This window comes from Hydrogenophaga sp., assembly GCF_019635465.1.
Taxonomy (GTDB): Bacteria; Pseudomonadota; Gammaproteobacteria; order Burkholderiales; family Burkholderiaceae_C; genus Hydrogenophaga.
Window position 1 is genome coordinate 179,602 of record NZ_JAHBZK010000004.1, and the last position, 15,535, is coordinate 195,136.

A 15,535-nucleotide genomic window follows, 5' to 3' on the forward strand; every position below is an offset into this window, starting at 1 on the left:
CGAAGGCTCAGGGCTGGGGACCGTCGTAGCCTTCGATGATGATGAGATCGATCTCGGAGACCGGCAGGCGGTGCTGGATCGCGGCCTGGTAGGCGGGCGAGTGGTAGCAGGCCATGGCCTGCTCGTACGACGGAAACTCGATCAACACGTTGCGGCTGCGCGCGCTGCCTTCCAGGCATTCGTAGCGGCCACCGCGCACGAGGAACTTTGCCCCGAACTGGCGGAAGGGTTCGGCGTTGGCCTGCAGGTACTTCTTGTACTGCTCCATGTCGTGCACTTCGCCGCGGGCGATCCAGTAGGCCTTGGTCATGGTGTCTCCGTTGCGGCTCAGACCAGCAGGTCGAAGCCCTGTGCCTCGACGCCGATGAAAGCGGCTGTGAACGCGGCCAGCGCCGCATAGAACCGCGCCCGCGGTTGCGCCGTCAGGGTGTCGCACAGCTGTGGCACCCAGGTCTGCACGTGGGTCGAGAAGAACTCGCGCTGGCGCGTGAGGTTGGCCACCTCGACGTCGTCGCCGGCGATCAGGTAGCGCATCACCTCGCACACGTAGGCCACGTGGTCCTCGGTTTCGGACATGGTGTCGTCGCGCGCCAGGCCCAGCTCGGCCAGGTCGCTGCGCAAACGCGCCAGCGGTTTGTCGTTGAGAAAGCCGCTGAGGTAGTGCGAGCCGTAGAGAAAGACCTCGGGCTTGCCGACGCCGCCGAACAGGGTGTCGTACTCGTCGGCAATCTGCGCGTCGCTCAAGTCGCGCGCGGTGGCCACCACGTTGCGCCAGGTGTCTTCGAGGAAGGCGCCCGCCGCCGGCGCTTCGGTCACGGCCACTCGCAACTGGCTCAACAGGTCGGGCGACGGCGGCGCGTAGTACAGCGCTGCCAACAGGCCATAGACCTCGGCGCGGGCGGTTTCCTCGTCGAGCGTGGAGGACACGGGGATGCGTTCCATCATGGCGCGGTCTCTCAAAGATCGGTGATGCGGGCCTCGCCCGGGTTGGAATAGATGTCGACGACACGGCAGTCGCCGCACATCTTCAGCCGCTCCAGGGCCTCGCCCTGGAACATCGAGTGGCCGGCCAGGCGGCCCAGCATGGCCTCGATGCCCTTGAGCGTGCCAAAGGGTCGCCCGCAGCGCACACAAGAATAGGGTTGGGCTTCGTTGATCACCTGAGGCTGCTTGCGCGCTTCGCTCAGCACCAGGCGCGGCTGCAGGGTGATGGCGTCTTCGGGGCAGGTGCTCACGCACAGGCCGCACTGCACGCAGTTCTTCTCGACAAAGCGCAGTTGCGGGCGCTCGGTGTTGTCGAGCAACGCACTCGCGGGGCAGGCGCTGACGCAACTCAGGCACAAGGTGCAGGCGTCGGCGTTGACGGCGACGGCGCCGAAGGGCGAGGCCGCCGGCAAGGCCACCACCTCGCTCTGGCGCGTCAGCGTGGCGCTGTCCTGCAGCAGATGGTCGAGCGCGAGCTCCAGCGTGGCGCGCTTGTCGGCCTGCACCGCAAAGCTGGCCCGGCGGCGCACGCCTTGCGCGGGCGGTGAAGCCAGCTGCGCGTCGAGCGTGCCCACGTCATCGGCGCGGATCACGCGGAAGTGCGTGCCGCTGTAGCCCAGGCCATTGACGATGGCCTGGGCCACCGCCATCTGCTCGCGCACCGCGTCCACGTACTGCGGCGCGTCCTCGTCGGTCATCAGCACCCACACCTGCGAAGCACCGTAGGCGAAGGCGGTCAGCCACAGGTCCAGCCCCACCGAGGCGGTGTGCCACAGCGGCAACGGAATTACCCGCGCCGGCACGCCCTTGACCGCCTTGGGTCGAAGCATGGCCTCGCGGCCCAGCGCGTCGATCAGCGCGGTGCCTGCGGTCTGTCCGTGCAGCAGCAAGGCGGCGTCCTGGCCACCGGCGCGGGCGAAGGTGCCGAGCACGGTGCGCAGCTTCACGCCCTGTTCGCTGGCGCGCGGGTAGGCGTAGCTCAGCGCACCGGTCGGGCACACGGTGGTGCAGGCGCCGCAACCCACACAGAGATTCGGATTGACGGCGATCTGCTGGCGCTCGACCTCGCTGCGGATCGCCAACGCCGAGCAGACCTGCACGCAGGCGTCGCAACCCACGGTCTCGTTGCGGCCGTGGGCGCAGAGCTTTTGCTTGTATTGAAAGAACTTGGGCTTGTCGAACTCGCCCACCAGGTCGCGCACGCGCACCAGGGCTTCAATGCCGGCGTCGCTGTGCAGGCCACCGGGCAGGTGGAAGTACCCCTGGGGATGCGCGTGCTGGGCAAAGGCCGGTTCGGCGCGAAGGTCGATCACGATGTCGAAGCGATCCGCGTGCACCACCGGCTCGCGCTGGAAGTTGATCGCGCCCACGGCCTCGCAGGCCTTCACACAGTCGCGGTGGCTGCGGCACTTGCCCATGTCGATCTGGTAGTCCAGGCCGATGGCGCCTTCAGGGCACGCAGCCACGCAGGCGTTGCAGCGGGTGCACAGGTCAAGGTCGATCGGGTTGTGGCTGCGCCAGCTCACATCGAACGCACCCAGCCAACCCTGCACCGACGCGAGCTCGCCCGCCAGCACCGGCCACTGGCGCGCTTGCTGCCCACGCCCACCCTGGGCCAGCAGGCTGACATCGAGCACGTCGCTCACGCGCGCCGCAAAGGCCTCGGCCTGGTCGAGCGCGCCGATGATCAGCGTGCGCCCGGCGCTGCGGTAGGTGACGGTGGGCACCGGCTCGGGCTCGGGCAGGCGCGCGGCCGCGAGCAACGCCGCCATCTTGGGTGTGGCGGCCTTGCCCTCGCGACCCCAGCCGCCGGTTTCGCGCAGGTTCACGAAGCGGATCGGGCGCACGTCGAGCGCGACCGCGCCCTCGGTCTGCGCCGACAGTTCGGTGAACAGGCGGCTCTCCTGCGTGCAGGCCACCACCAGTTCGTCGCTGCTGCGACACGCGCGCTGGAAGGCGGGCGCATCGCGCCGGCACAGCGTAGTGTGTGGCTTCAGGTCTTCATCCAGCACCTCGCCCAGGGTCTTGGCGTCCAGGGGCAGGGTCTGGTTGCAGTTGCAGATCAGCGTGGTCATCGTGGGAAGGGGTGGGTGCGTCGCCGCTGGTCTGCGCCACGGCACCCGTGTCGGGCGCCTGAGGTGCGGATGCCTCGGTCTTCTTCGGTTCTTCGGGGTCGTCGACGAGCTTGAGGAATTGCGCGCCAACCATCTTGGCCATCTCCACTTTCGACAACGGGCTGGGCAGGCTGTAGTCGTCGATGTAGATGTCCAGGCCGTCCATCACGTTGAAGTGCGGGTCGGCAAACAGTTTCTTCACTGCGGCGTTGCGCACCTCGCTGGGCACGTCGCTGCCAACAAAGCGGCGGAAGTCGGATTCGGGTGTGAGTTGCTCGGCCTCTTGCAGGGTCGGTGGCGGCGCCTCGGGTGGGGGCTCGGCAACCGGGCCGTCGGCCACTGGTGTGGTGACGGTCGCTGGGCTTGCACCCTGCACGCGCGAGGGGGGTGCGATCGGCTGCACTGGGTCGAGCGGTTGATCGGCCACCGGCTGGCCGCTGCGCTGGGCCTGTTTGCGTCGCGACCAGCGCGACAGAAAGCCTTCGTCGTCCTGCGCCATGTCAGTGTCCGTCGGGGCCGCCGCGGCGCTTCTCGGTGGAGATGCGCACCGGCTGACCGAAACGGTCCGTCAGGGGTTTGAAACTGTCCGGGCGCTTGCGCTTCTTGGGTTCGGGCACGTAGGTGGCGTCGACGAAGCTGCGCATCCAGTCGATCACCTCGTCGGGCGCGGGCACCTGGTCCACGCGTTCCTGTGCGTCGAGCCAGCGGCCGGCGTCGTGGTAGCTCAGCGTGACGATCTGCGGCACCGCCACCGGCTCGTCGTCGAGCAGCCGCTCCTCGTCGAGCCGCCACATGACCCAGAAACACGGCTGCGGGCTGTTCACGTTGAGGTAGTAGCCCTCGGCGTCGTCGCGAAACAGCTCCACCCGAAAGCGCGGAAACAACCAGTGGCTGCTGCCGGGCGCTGACGCGCCGCCGTCGATGGGCTCGACCGCTTGCGGCTCGTGGCGTTCGTCGCGCTCGAGCAGCAAGGTCTCTTCGGGCGCCGCGTGCAGCATCACGTCGGCAAGCACCCAACGCCACGGTTGCCAGCGCGCCATGGCGCCGGCCACCGGTTCGCGCCGCATCACGACGTCGACTTCGATCGCCGGACGCTGCCGCGTGGACAGGGACGTATGGTGAGCATGCATATGAGGGGGAGACTGTACGTCATCACCCCACCCGGTATGAATAGTCCACTGATCCAGGGCAAACGCCGGTGGCTGCGTGCTCAGTAGGTCTCGAGGTGCAAACGGCCTTCGCGCTGCAGCGCGCTGCCGACGCTGTCCCAGTCGAGGCCGGCACCGGCGGCAATGTCGCGCAGGGCCAGCACCACGCCCTCTTCCATGCTCTTGAGGCCACACACATAGAAGTGCGTGTTCGGGTCCTTGAGCAAGGCGGCCACATCGGCCGCTCGCTCGCGCATGGCGTCCTGCACGTATTTCTTGGGCTGCCCCGGCGTGCGGCTGAAGGCGAAGTTGGTGTCGATGAAGTCCTTGGGCAGGCTTTGCAGCGGCCCGAAGTACGGCAGTTCTTCCTTGGTGCGCGCGCCAAAGAACAGCATCAGCTTGCCGCCCTCGAACTTGCCCGAGGCACGCAGGCGCCGGCGCCATTCGGTCATCGCCCGCATGGGCGCCGAGCCGGTGCCGGTGCAGATCATCACGATGTGGCTCTTCGGATGGTTGGGCATCAGGAAGCTGGCGCCGAACGGGCCGATCACTTCGACCTTGTCGCCCACCTTCAGGTCGCACATGTAATTGCTGGCCACGCCGCGCACAGGCTGACCCTGGTGATCCTCGAGCACGCGCTTGATGGTGAGCGAGAGGTTGTTGTGGCCGGGACGTTCGCCATTGCGCGGGCTGGCAATGCTGTACTGGCGTGCGTGGTGCGGCTTGCCCTTGGCATCGGTGCCGGGCGGGATCACGCCGATGCTCTGACCTTCGAGCACCGGGAACGGCATGGCGCCGAAGTCCAGCACGATGTGGTGGGTGTCGTACTCGGTGCCCACCTCGGTGACGCGCAGGTTGCCTGTGACCGTGGCGGTGATGGTCTTCTGCGCGGCCTTGGGGCCGTACAGGTTGGTGAATGCGTGGGCAGCCGACCAGGGCGGCAGCGTGGCGCCGTAGCGACTGGCCACGAAGCGCTCGTCGTCCGTGGCGGCAGTGGCGGGCGCGGCGGGAGCCGCTGCCTGCGCGGGCTCGGCCACGCCGGCGTCGGCCAGTTCGTCGGGCGACAGCTCAGCCGGCAGCGACTCCCAGCCGAACTGGTCGTCGATCGAGTAGGCCCGCGCCTTGGGCATGGTGCGCCAGTTGTCGATCGAGCCCGTGGGGCAAGGCGGCACGCAGGCCATGCACAGGTTGCACTTGTCGGCGTCCACCACGTAGTTGTTCGAGTCGTGCGTGATCGCGCCCACCGGGCACGTGGCCTCGCAGGTGTTGCAGCGGATGCAGATTTCCGGATCGATCAGGTGCTGCTGGATCACAGCGAGTTCAACAGGTGCATTCATAGCCATCTCCAGAAAAACCTCAGGCCCGGTCGAATGCACGGGCCTGATCGAGGATGCCGCGGATCCGGGTTGCCCGGTCCGCTGGCATCGCCCCCTTGAGGGGGTGACGCGCCGCAGGCGCGGCGCAGGGGTGGTCAACCAAACCTGACGTACTCGAAGTTCACCGGCTGGCGGTTGATGCCCATCACCGGCGGTGCGATCCAGTTGGCGAACTTGCCCGGCTCGACCACGCGGCCCATGAGCGACGCCACGAAGGCGCGATCTTCGGCCGTCGGCAGCCATTCGTCCACCTTGGCGGCCCATTCCGCTTCGCTGACGACGCGACCGTCGGGTGCGACCTTCACGCCCGCGAGGGTGCCGATGTTGCGGTGGAAGGCCTTGTGCGGCACCTTCAGGCGGTGCGGCAGTCCGGCCTTCTCGATGATTTTGTTCCAGCGCTCCACGCCGGCCATCGAGTCCTTGATGTAGTCGTCGCGCAGCACTTCGTTGAGCGCGTTGAGCATCGGCACTTCCTTCTCCACAAGCTGTCCGTTCTGCACGTCGAGCACCTTGTAGGTCTGGCCCTTGAGCTTGTGGTCGTCGTTGCGCTTGCCTTCTTCGAAGCGGCCCTTGAGGCCCGAGCTGTAGAAGATCGCGGCGTTGCTCGACTGGTCGGCGCCGAACAGGTCGATGGTGACCGAGTAGTGGAAGTTCAGGTAACGCTGGATGGTCGGCAGATCGATCACGCCGGCGGCGCGCAGCTTGGCCGGATCGTCGGTCTTGAGCTCATTCATCACCTGGCAGGTGCGCGAGATCACGCGGCCCACGCCCGACTCGCCCACGAACATGTGGTGGGCTTCTTCGGTCAGCATGAACTTGGTGGTGCGCGCCAGCGGATCGAAAGCCGACTCGGCCAGTGCGCAGAGCTGGAACTTGCCGTCGCGGTCGGTGAAGTAGGTGAACATGAAGAAACTCAGCCAGTCGGGCGTCTGCTCGTTGAAGGCGCCCAGGATGCGTGGGTTGTCCTGGTCGCCCGAGCGGCGCTCGAGCAGCGATTCGGCCTCTTCACGGCCATCGCGGCCGAAGTACTTGTGCAGCAGGTAGACCATGGCCCAGAGGTGGCGGCCCTCTTCCACGTTGACCTGGAACAGGTTGCGCAGATCGTATTGGCTCGGGCAGGTCAGGCCCAGGTGGCGCTGCTGTTCAACCGAGGCCGGCTCGGTGTCGCCTTGCGTGACGATGATGCGGCGCAGGTTGGCGCGGTGCTCGCCGGGCACGTCCTGCCAGGCGGCTTCACCCATGTGGTCACCGAAGTGCACCTTGCGGTCCTGCTCGGCCGGGTTGAGGAAGATGCCCCAGCGGTAGTCGGGCATCTTCACGTGTCCGAACTGCGCCCAGCCTTGCGGGTCGACGCTGATGGCGGTGCGCAGGTAGACGTCGAAGTTCTGCGAACCTTCGGGGCCCATGTCCTTCCACCAGTCGATGTAGTTGGGCTGCCAGTTCTCGAGCGCGCGCTGCAGCGTGCGGTCCTCGTTGAGGTTGACGTTGTTGGGGATCTTCTCGCTGTAGTCGATCGTGGACATGTCTTGTTTCCTCGGGTTGGGTGGCTGGGGGTCGGTCAGACGCGGTTGAAGTCGAAGAGCGCTTTGTCGCCCTTGCCGTACACCTTGAGTGCGCCTTTGTCGCCGACGGCATTGGGCCGGATGAAGATCCAGTTCTGCCAGGCGCTGAGGCGACCGAAGATGCGGGTGAACATGTTTTCCTTCTGGGCGAAGCGCAGGTTGGCTTCGAGCCCGGTCAGGGCGTCCGGCGACATGGCCGCGCGCTCTTCGATGGCGATGCGGATCTCGTCGGCCCAGTCGATGTCGTCGGGGGCCGAGGTCACCAGGCCCAGTGCCAGGGCGGCGTCGGCGTCGAGGGCCTTGCCCACCGCGGCACGCACGGCTTCCATCGGCGCTTCTTCTTCGTAGAAGCGGCGCTGCAGGCGCGACTGGCCGTTGACCATGGGCAGCAGGCCCAGGTTGAACTCGCCCAGGGTGATGCGGGGTGCCTTGTCGGCGTCGTCGGGCAGGGCCAGCATGTAGGCGCGGTCGGCGCAGAAGGCCAGTTCGGCCAGTGAGCCGGCGAAGCAGGAGCCGGGTTCGATCAGCGCGAACAGGCTGCGCGAGGACACGTCCAGGCGGGCAAAGGTGCGGCGCATCAGGCCGATGACCTCGCGCACGAACCAGTGGTCCTGGTGGCGCAGCACGGTCGCGTCGGCGGCCAGCACGGCAGCGGCATCGCCTTCGGTCTTGAGCAGCCAGGTGCCGATGTCGAGCTCGTTGGTGCGCAGGTTGAGGATGGCGTCGTCGAGTTCGCGCGCCATCTGCATCGGCCACCAGGCGATGCCGGCGGCTTCGATGCCGGCGATGTCGGTGGGCTGGGCGCCGCTGGGGGCCTTGACCGTCAGCGTGGCCGTGCGCTTGGCGCGGTCAATGGCGACGTTGACGTAGGTGTAGGCGATGCCGTCGGCGCTGTCGGTGCGCTGCAGGCGGGCCAGGGTGACGCCTTTGCCGTTGGCCGGGCGATCGCTTTGCGAAGCCAGGGCCTGGGCGCGCTCTTGCACATGGGCAGCGAACTGCTGGGGCTTGGCGATCGAGTCGACCAGGCGCCAGTCCACCGCCTTCTTGCCGCGTACACCTTCGCTGGTGGTGCAGAAGATGTCGGCCAGGTCGTGGCGCACATGACGCTTGTCGGTCACGCGGGTGAGGCCACCGGTGCCGGGCAGCACGCCCAGCAGCGGCACCTCGGGCAGGCTCACGGCGCTGCTGCGGTCGTCCACCAGCACGATCTCGTCGCAGGCCAGGGCCAGTTCATAGCCGCCACCGGCGCAGGCGCCGTTGAGGGCGGCCACGAATTTGAGCCCGCTGTGCCTGGACGAATCCTCGATGCCGTTGCGCGTCTCGTTGGTGAACTTGCAGAAGTTGACCTTCCAGGCGTGGGTGGACAGGCCGAGCATGAAGATGTTGGCGCCCGAGCAGAAGACGCGGTCCTTGAGGCTGGTCACCACCACGCTGCGCACCTGCGGGTGCTCGAAGCGGATGCGGTTGAGCGCGTCGTGGAGCTCGATGTCGACGCCGAGGTCGTAGCTGTTGAGCTTGAGCTTGTAGCCGGGACGGATGCCGGCGTCTTCGTCGATGTTGACGGCCAGGGTGGCGACGGGACCGTCGACGGTGAGTTTCCAGTGGTGGTATTGGCTGGGATCGGTGCGGTAGTCGACGGATGCGGGCTGGCTCATGGCGGTCTCCTCTGGGATGGGGCGCGTCGGCATTGGAATGCCGGACACGGCAACGTGACCGGAATAATAGTGCATGCCTTCGGGCGACGTCAATGCACTTTTCTGCATGTTTTCGCCGCCGGTCGGATCGGTCAGGCGCGCACCAGGGTGCGGACCTGCTTGCGCAAGGCTTCGAATGCCTCGTCAACGCCGGGGTAGGCGCTGGTGTTGAAGTGCAGCTCGGCCTTGGAATAGAAGGCCGAGCGGCCCGCGAGAATGCGTTTGAGGTCTTCCATGGCCTCGCGGCTGGCGGCCATGGGCCGCATGTCGCCCTGCGCCGCCACGCGGCCCATGTGGTCGGCCGGGTCGGCCTGCAGCCACACCGTGGTGCAGTGCGCGAGCATCAGGTTGAAGTTGGCCGCGTCCGACACCAGACCACCTGGGGTGGCAATCACCACCTCAGGGTAGATCTGGATCGCCTCTTCCAGGGCGCGGCGCTCGTAACGCCGGTAGGCGGGCGTGCCGTACAGGGCGTGGATTTCTTCGATGCTGCAGCCCGCGAACTTCTCGATTTCGCGGCTGAGCTCGATGAAGGCGTAGCCGAGGTCGTCGGCCAGGCGCTGGCCCAGCGTGGATTTGCCGGCACCGCGTAAACCGATCAAGGCGATGCGCGTGCGGCGGGTCGCGTCGGTGTCGGCCTGCCCCTGCCCCAGCGCACCGGCCACGGCCATGCGCACCCGGCGCAAATCGCCTTCAGAGCGGCCCGACAACATCTCGCGGATCAGCAACCATTCGGGTGAGCTTGTGCTCACATCGCCGATCAGCTCCGCCAGCGAGCACTGCAAGGCATCGGCCACTTGCAGCAGCACCAGGATGGACGCGTTGCCGGTGCCGTACTCCAGGTTGGCCAGATGGCGCTCGGACACGTCGGCCGCGATCGCCACAGCCTTGCGCGTCATGCCCCGGCGCGATCGCAGCGTGCGCACCCGCTCACCCAGGGCCACCAGAAACGGGTGACGCGCCTCTTCGTCGGCGGTGGCTGGCGGTCGCGCGGGGGCACTGGTGTCGGCGGCGTCCATGGGCATGCAAAGGGTTGCTTGGGGAATTCCAGACTTGCCAAAGCTCGAGACATGCACTTTAATGCACATCCCACTGCACGCAAGATAGTGCACTTTATCGCTTCCATGGCCCCGATGCCAAGCCCAGAGATGACCACCACCCCCTTGTTGCCCAACATCGTTGCCGGTCGCGCCCAAACGGGCGAAGGCGCCGGCACCCCCTTGTTCGACCCGGTGCTCGGCACCGAACTCGTGCGCGTCAGCCGCGAGGGCCTGGACGTGGCCAGCGCCTTCGCCTTCGCCCGGCAGCAAGGCGGCGCCGCCCTGCGCGCGCTCAGCTACCGCGAGCGGGCCGCGCTGCTGGCCGCGGTGGTGCAGGTGCTGCAGGCCAAGCGAGACGACTACTACGCCATCGCCACGGCCAATTCGGGCACCGTCACACGCGACTCGGCGGTTGACATCGATGGCGGCATCTTCACCCTGGGCCAGTACGCCAAATGGGGCGAAAAACTCGGCGATGCGCGCGCGCTGCTCGACGGCGGTCGCATCCGCCTGGGCAAGGACGAAGGCTTTCAGAGCCAGCACATCCTCACGCCCACGCGCGGCCTGGCGCTGTTCATCAACGCCTTCAACTTCCCGAGCTGGGGGCTGTGGGAAAAGGCCGCGCCGGCACTGCTTTCCGGGGTGCCGGTGGTGGTCAAGCCCGGTACCCCGACGGCCTGGCTCACCCAGCGCATGGTGCAGGACGTGGTCGAGGCCGGCGTGCTGCCCGCGGGTGCGCTGTCGGTGATCTGTGGTTCTTCGGCCGGTTTGCTGGACGCCCTGGAGCCTTTTGACGTGCTGTCCTTCACTGGTTCGGCCGAGACGGCGGCGGTGATCCGCAGCCACCCGGCGGTGGCCCAGCGTTCGGTGCGGGTGAACATCGAAGCCGACAGCCTCAACAGCGCGCTGCTGGACCCCGCGGCCGGCGCCGACAGCGAGGCCTTCAAGCTGTTCGTGGCCGAAGTGGCGCGCGAGATGACGGTCAAGAGTGGCCAGAAGTGCACCGCCATCCGCCGCGCGTTCGTGCCGCGCGCGCTCTACGACGCCGCGGCAGAGGCCATTGGCGCCCGCCTGGCAAAGACCACGGTCGGCAACCCGCGCAACGAGGCGGTGCGCATGGGCGCGCTGGTCAGTCGCGCGCAATTCAACAGCGTGCGCGAAGGCCTGGAGCGGCTGCTGACCGAAGCCACGCCCCTCTACGACGGACGCGCCCAGGCGCTGGTGGATGCCGACCCGGCCGTGGCCGCGTGCGCCATGCCGGTGCTGCTGGGCACCACCGACCCGGTGGCCGCGCAGGTGCTGCACGACGTAGAGGTGTTCGGGCCTGTGTCCACGCTCATGCCCTACGACAACGAAGCCCAGGCCTATGACCTCATCCGCCGCGGCCAGGGCTCGCTGGTGGCGTCGGTCTACAGTGCCGACCCTGCCTTCACCGCCCGCGCGGCACTGGAACTGGCCGACAGCCACGGCCGTGTGCACGCCATCTCGCCCGAGGTGGCGCAATCGCAGACCGGCCACGGCAACGTCATGCCGCATTCCCTGCACGGCGGCCCGGGGCGCGCCGGCGGCGGCGAGGAACTGGGCGGCCTGCGCGCGCTGGGCTTCTATCACCGTCGCAGTGCCGTGCAGGCGCACACTGCGGCCCTGGACGCGCTGGCCACTGGCGCGACCGCGCTGGGCCTGTGACCGAACGACCGAGGAGACAAGCATGACCGCGTCGACCGTGGCCGCACCGCCGGCCCGCTTCAACTTTGCCCGTTACCTGTTCGAGCGCAACGCCGCGCGCGGCGACAAGACGGCCCTGATCGACGACCAGGGCAGCCTGCGCTATGGCGAACTCGCCGATGCCGCGCGGCGCTTCGGCCAAGCGCTGGTGTCGCTGGGTCTGCGGCGCGAAGAACGCGTGCTGCTGTTCGCGCACGACAGCAGCGACTGGGTGGTGGCGTTCCTGGGCGCGCTGCATGCGGGTGTGGTGCCGGTGGCGGTCAACACCCTGCTACCCGCCAAGGACATCGCCTACATGCTGGGCGACAGCCGCGCGCAGGCCGTCATTGCCTCGGGTGCGCTGCTGCCGGTGGTGCAGGAGGCCATGGCACTGGGCGGGCATGCGGTGCAACACCTGATCGTCTCGCGTGGCACTGACCTGCCCGCAGGCGCCCACGCCTTCGACAAGCTGGTGGCCCAGGCCACCCCGGGCGACGGCGCCGACACGCACGGCGACGAGCCAGCCTTCTGGCTGTATTCGAGCGGCTCCACCGGCGCGCCCAAGGGCACGGTGCACACCCAGGCCAACCTGTACTGGACGGCCGAGCTGTATGGCCAGGGCGTGCTGCAGATGCGCGAGAGCGACGTGGTGTTTTCCGCCGCCAAGCTGTTCTTCGCCTATGGCCTGGGCAACGCGCTGAGCTTTCCGCTGAGCGTGGGGGCCACGGTAGTGCTGATGGCCGAGCGGCCCACCCCGCAGGCGGTGTTCAAGCGCATGACCGAGCACAAGCCCAGCATCTTCTGTGGCGCACCCACCGGCTACGGCGGCATGCTGGCCAGCCCCGACCTGCCGGCCAGGAGCGCGGTCGCCCTGCGCCTGTGTTCATCGGCGGGCGAGGCCCTGCCGCAGGACATCGGTGAGCGCTGGACCCGCCACTTCGGTGTCGAGATCATCGACGGCATCGGCTCGACCGAGATGCTGCACATCTTTCTGTCCAACGTACCGGGCCAGGTGCGCTACGGCACCACGGGCTTCCCCGTGCCGGGCTACGCGGTGGAGCTGCGCGGCGAAGACGGCCACGCGGTGGCGGACGGCGAGATCGGCGACCTCTACATCCAGGGCCCCAGTGCTGCGCTGATGTACTGGAACAACCGCGGCAAGAGCCGCGACACCTTCCAGGGCGGCTGGACCAAGAGCGGCGACAAATACCTGCGCAACGCCGACGGCACCTACACCTACGCCGGGCGCAACGACGACATGCTCAAGGTCAGCGGCATCTACGTCAGCCCCTTCGAGGTCGAGGCCACGCTGGTGCAGCACCCCGCCGTGCTGGAGGCCGCGGTGATCGGCAAGACCGACGACGACGGCCTGACCAAGACCAAGGCCTATGTGGTGCTCAAGCCCGGCCAGCAAGCCAGCGCCGCGGATCTGCAGGCCTTCGTCAAGGAGCGCCTGGCACCCTACAAGTACCCGCGCTTCATCGAGTTCCTGGACGAACTGCCCAAGACCGCCACCGGCAAGATCCAGCGCTTCCGGTTGCGCGAGCGCGAGAACGCCTGACCCGGCGTCCGTCGCCTAGGGATGCTCTGCACAACCCGCGCCGTGCGCGCCGTGACCTGGCGGGATGAGCCGCAAGGCGCGAATGCCAGGGCAAGCCTGGACGGCTTGCCCGCATTCGCAACGCAGCGGATCGCCCGCCAGGCCACGGCCCATGCGGGTTCGGCCCAAAACGGGCGCGTGCCGCACCTGTTGGTTTGTGTGTGCCACCCGGCACACACGGCACCAAGCAGGCACGCCACCCATCCCGTTTTGGACCCGAACGCGCATGGCGGGGGTTGTGCAGAGCATCCCTAACCCACCTCCAGCGCCGTCAAGGCGTACTGGCGGGCCAGGTCGAGTCGGGGCGCCGGGCCGCGGTACATGCGCGCCGTCGGAAAGCCGGGCGTCATGCCCAGTCGCTCGGCCAGCGCGATGGCTTCGCGGTTGGGCTCCGGGATGTCCAGAAACACCGGCTCCTTGAGCATCACGCAGCCCAGCAGCGCGTCGAGCAAGGCGTCGGCAATGGCGGGTGTGTCAGCGCACAACGGGCCGATCTTGTGGCCTTCGGCACAGGCGCGCACCACGCCATAGCCGCGCAGGCGACCGTCTTCCAGCCAACCCAGCGCCATGCCCTGGCGCTGCTGTATCCACGCCTGCAGGAACACCGGTCGCGCCTCGGGATGAAAAGCGCGGTCGTAGCTGGCGAGCAGCTCGAACGGCACCGAGGTGAGCTTGACCACATGGGGACCGCGTGGACGCGGGGCGTGGCCCATGGTCTGATAGCGGCGGTTGTGCCAGGCCAGATCGAAGCCGCTGCGGCGGTAGTTGTGCTGCTGTTCGACCACCCCATCGAGCCCGACCACGCAACCTTTGAGGTGATCGAGCGCGGCGTTCCAGACCGCCATGCCAAGACCGCGGCCACGCCACTCGGGTTGCACGATGTACAGGCCGATGAAGCCGTAACTCACCCCGTAGCGCAGACCACTGATGCACGCCACCGGTTCTTCGCCCTGCCAGGCCATGAAGTGGCCGCGCACGTCGATGGAATGAAAGATGTCCGCGTCCTGCCGGCCAGGGTTCCAGCCCTCGCGGGCGGCCCAGTCGAGCGCGAGGTGCAACTCGGCGCGCGACATGCGCAGGATGTGCAGAGGCGTGTGGGTCATGTGGGGCTCCCGTCGGATGCGCCAATGTCCAACGATACGCCCTGGGGTTCCATACCCCACATGCGGTAGATGTTGCCTCGGACATACCCGAGGCGCCCGTCCGACGTCAGGTGTCCGAAGAAATCTTGATGCTCGGAAACTTGGACGAGAAGTCCTTGGCCTTGGCGGCGATCTTGATCGCCACCTGGCGGGCCACCTGCTTGTACAGACCGGCGATCTCGCCGTCGGGGTCGGCCACCACCGTGGGCGTGCCACTGTCGGCCTGCACCCGGATGCTCATGTTCAAAGGCAAGGCGCCCAGGTAGTCCATGCCGTACTCGGCGGCCATGCGCTTGCCGCCGTCGGCCCCGAAGATGTGCTCCACGTGGCCGCATTTCTCGCACACGTGCACCGCCATGTTCTCGACGATGCCCAGGATGGGCACGCCCACTTTCTCGAACATCTTGATGCCCTTGCGCGCGTCGAGCAGCGCGATGTCCTGCGGCGTGGTGACGATGACCGCGCCGGTGATCGGCACACGCTGCGACAGCGTGAGCTGGATGTCGCCGGTGCCCGGCGGCATGTCGACGATCAAATAGTCCAGGTCCTTCCAGTTGGTCTGGCGCAGCAGCTGCTCCAGCGCCTGCGTGGCCATGGGGCCGCGCCAGATCATGGCCTCGTCGCGGTCGATCAGGAAGCCGATCGAAATGCACTGCACACCAAAGTTCTCCAGCGGCTCCATGGTCTGGCCGTCGGTGCTCTCGGGACGGCCCTCGATGCCCAGCATCATGGGCTGGCTGGGGCCGTAGATGTCGGCGTCCAGCACACCGACCTTGGCGCCTTCGGCCGCCAGTGCCAGCGCCAGGTTGACCGCCGTGGTGCTCTTGCCCACACCGCCCTTGCCCGAGGCCACGGCGATGATGTTCTTCACGTTGGGCATGAGCTGCACGCCGCGCTGCACCGCGTGCGCGATGACCTTGGTGACGATGTTGGCCGACACGTTCTCGACGCCCGGCACCGTGCGCGCGGCGGCGATCAGCGCCTTGCGCAGGCCCGCCACCTGGCTCTTGGCCGGGTAACCCAGCTCGACATCGAAGGACACGTCGCCATCGCCGATCTGCAGGTTCTTCAAGGCCTTGGTGGAGACGAAATCGCGCCCGGTGTTCGGGTCTTGCACGGCTTGCAGCGCCTGCAGCAGCGCCTGTTGGTCGACGGACATGGGAAAGGAACT

Annotated in this window: 13 protein-coding genes; 2 read left to right on the forward strand and 11 right to left on the reverse strand. The window is 67.6% G+C overall.

The window, feature by feature from the left end; translation table 11 throughout:
- Positions 1 to 7 precede the first annotated feature (7 nt).
- The 9 genes from KF871_RS05055 to KF871_RS05095 form a co-directional block, all read right to left on the reverse strand.
- A complete protein-coding gene (locus KF871_RS05055; RefSeq protein WP_291139028.1) occupies positions 8 to 310 on the reverse strand; it encodes a DUF1330 domain-containing protein in 303 nt (100 codons plus the stop codon).
- Positions 311 to 327: 17 nt separating this feature from the next.
- Positions 328 to 945 (reverse strand): molecular chaperone, encoded by a 618-nt coding sequence (locus tag KF871_RS05060; protein WP_291139030.1) that lies wholly within the window; start codon positions 943 to 945, stop codon positions 328 to 330.
- Positions 946 to 956: 11 nt separating this feature from the next.
- Complete coding sequence (locus KF871_RS05065) at positions 957 to 3,059, reverse strand: 4Fe-4S binding protein (protein WP_291139032.1); 2,103 nt, start codon at positions 3,057 to 3,059, stop codon at positions 957 to 959.
- Positions 2,986 to 3,597 carry a DUF3306 domain-containing protein gene (locus KF871_RS05070; RefSeq protein ID WP_291139035.1) on the reverse strand — a complete coding sequence of 204 codons (612 nt, stop codon included), beginning with the start codon at positions 3,595 to 3,597 and terminating at the stop codon, positions 2,986 to 2,988. The genes KF871_RS05065 and KF871_RS05070 overlap by 74 nt, the downstream gene beginning before the upstream one ends.
- 1 nt (position 3,598) lies before the next feature.
- Positions 3,599 to 4,228 (reverse strand): DUF3305 domain-containing protein, encoded by a 630-nt coding sequence (locus tag KF871_RS05075; protein WP_291139037.1) that lies wholly within the window; start codon positions 4,226 to 4,228, stop codon positions 3,599 to 3,601.
- A gap of 80 nt (positions 4,229 to 4,308) precedes the next feature.
- Positions 4,309 to 5,583: a benzoyl-CoA 2,3-epoxidase subunit BoxA gene (gene boxA, locus KF871_RS05080; RefSeq protein WP_291139040.1), complete on the reverse strand. Its 1,275-nt coding sequence runs from the start codon at positions 5,581 to 5,583 to the stop codon at positions 4,309 to 4,311.
- Between the two features lie 134 nt (positions 5,584 to 5,717).
- On the reverse strand, positions 5,718 to 7,145 hold the full coding sequence (gene boxB / locus KF871_RS05085) for a benzoyl-CoA 2,3-epoxidase subunit BoxB (RefSeq protein WP_291139043.1): 1,428 nt from the start codon (positions 7,143 to 7,145) through the stop codon (positions 5,718 to 5,720).
- 35 nt (positions 7,146 to 7,180) lie between these two features.
- Positions 7,181 to 8,839 (reverse strand): 2,3-epoxybenzoyl-CoA dihydrolase, encoded by a 1,659-nt coding sequence (gene boxC / locus KF871_RS05090; protein WP_291139046.1) that lies wholly within the window; start codon positions 8,837 to 8,839, stop codon positions 7,181 to 7,183.
- 131 nt (positions 8,840 to 8,970) lie between these two features.
- Positions 8,971 to 9,897 (reverse strand): helix-turn-helix transcriptional regulator, encoded by a 927-nt coding sequence (locus KF871_RS05095; RefSeq protein ID WP_291139049.1) that lies wholly within the window; start codon positions 9,895 to 9,897, stop codon positions 8,971 to 8,973.
- A gap of 129 nt (positions 9,898 to 10,026) precedes the next feature.
- On the opposite strand from KF871_RS05095, the gene KF871_RS05100 reads away from it, so the two are divergent.
- The gene (locus KF871_RS05100; protein WP_291139052.1) at positions 10,027 to 11,604 is read left to right on the forward strand and encodes a 3,4-dehydroadipyl-CoA semialdehyde dehydrogenase; all 1,578 of its coding nucleotides are present in this window, start codon (positions 10,027 to 10,029) and stop codon (positions 11,602 to 11,604) included.
- Between the two features lie 22 nt (positions 11,605 to 11,626).
- Positions 11,627 to 13,183, forward strand: a complete 1,557-nt coding sequence (locus KF871_RS05105; protein WP_291139055.1) for a benzoate-CoA ligase family protein — start codon at positions 11,627 to 11,629, stop codon at positions 13,181 to 13,183.
- A gap of 290 nt (positions 13,184 to 13,473) precedes the next feature.
- Here the strand turns inward: KF871_RS05105 and KF871_RS05110 are convergent, their stop codons facing one another.
- Positions 13,474 to 14,325 carry a GNAT family N-acetyltransferase gene (locus tag KF871_RS05110; RefSeq protein WP_291139058.1) on the reverse strand — a complete coding sequence of 284 codons (852 nt, stop codon included), beginning with the start codon at positions 14,323 to 14,325 and terminating at the stop codon, positions 13,474 to 13,476.
- Between the two features lie 106 nt (positions 14,326 to 14,431).
- Positions 14,432 to 15,523, reverse strand: a complete 1,092-nt coding sequence (gene apbC / locus KF871_RS05115) for an iron-sulfur cluster carrier protein ApbC (RefSeq protein ID WP_291139061.1) — start codon at positions 15,521 to 15,523, stop codon at positions 14,432 to 14,434.
- Positions 15,524 to 15,535 lie beyond the last annotated feature (12 nt).

What these genes read in the sequence shown, in the direction of transcription:
- KF871_RS05055 (WP_291139028.1), bottom strand. Translation starts at nt 310, where the DNA reads ATGACCAAGGCCTACTGGATCGCCCGCGGCGAAGTGCACGACATGGAG.
- KF871_RS05060 (WP_291139030.1), bottom strand. Translation starts at nt 945, where the DNA reads ATGATGGAACGCATCCCCGTGTCCTCCACGCTCGACGAGGAAACCGCC.
- KF871_RS05065 (WP_291139032.1), bottom strand. Translation starts at nt 3,059, where the DNA reads ATGACCACGCTGATCTGCAACTGCAACCAGACCCTGCCCCTGGACGCC.
- KF871_RS05070 (WP_291139035.1), bottom strand. Translation starts at nt 3,597, where the DNA reads ATGGCGCAGGACGACGAAGGCTTTCTGTCGCGCTGGTCGCGACGCAAA.
- KF871_RS05075 (WP_291139037.1), bottom strand. Translation starts at nt 4,228, where the DNA reads ATGCATGCTCACCATACGTCCCTGTCCACGCGGCAGCGTCCGGCGATC.
- boxA (WP_291139040.1), bottom strand. Translation starts at nt 5,583, where the DNA reads ATGAATGCACCTGTTGAACTCGCTGTGATCCAGCAGCACCTGATCGAT.
- boxB (WP_291139043.1), bottom strand. Translation starts at nt 7,145, where the DNA reads ATGTCCACGATCGACTACAGCGAGAAGATCCCCAACAACGTCAACCTC.
- boxC (WP_291139046.1), bottom strand. Translation starts at nt 8,839, where the DNA reads ATGAGCCAGCCCGCATCCGTCGACTACCGCACCGATCCCAGCCAATAC.
- KF871_RS05095 (WP_291139049.1), bottom strand. Translation starts at nt 9,897, where the DNA reads ATGGACGCCGCCGACACCAGTGCCCCCGCGCGACCGCCAGCCACCGCC.
- KF871_RS05100 (WP_291139052.1), top strand. Translation starts at nt 10,027, where the DNA reads ATGACCACCACCCCCTTGTTGCCCAACATCGTTGCCGGTCGCGCCCAA.
- KF871_RS05105 (WP_291139055.1), top strand. Translation starts at nt 11,627, where the DNA reads ATGACCGCGTCGACCGTGGCCGCACCGCCGGCCCGCTTCAACTTTGCC.
- KF871_RS05110 (WP_291139058.1), bottom strand. Translation starts at nt 14,325, where the DNA reads ATGACCCACACGCCTCTGCACATCCTGCGCATGTCGCGCGCCGAGTTG.
- apbC (WP_291139061.1), bottom strand. Translation starts at nt 15,523, where the DNA reads ATGTCCGTCGACCAACAGGCGCTGCTGCAGGCGCTGCAAGCCGTGCAA.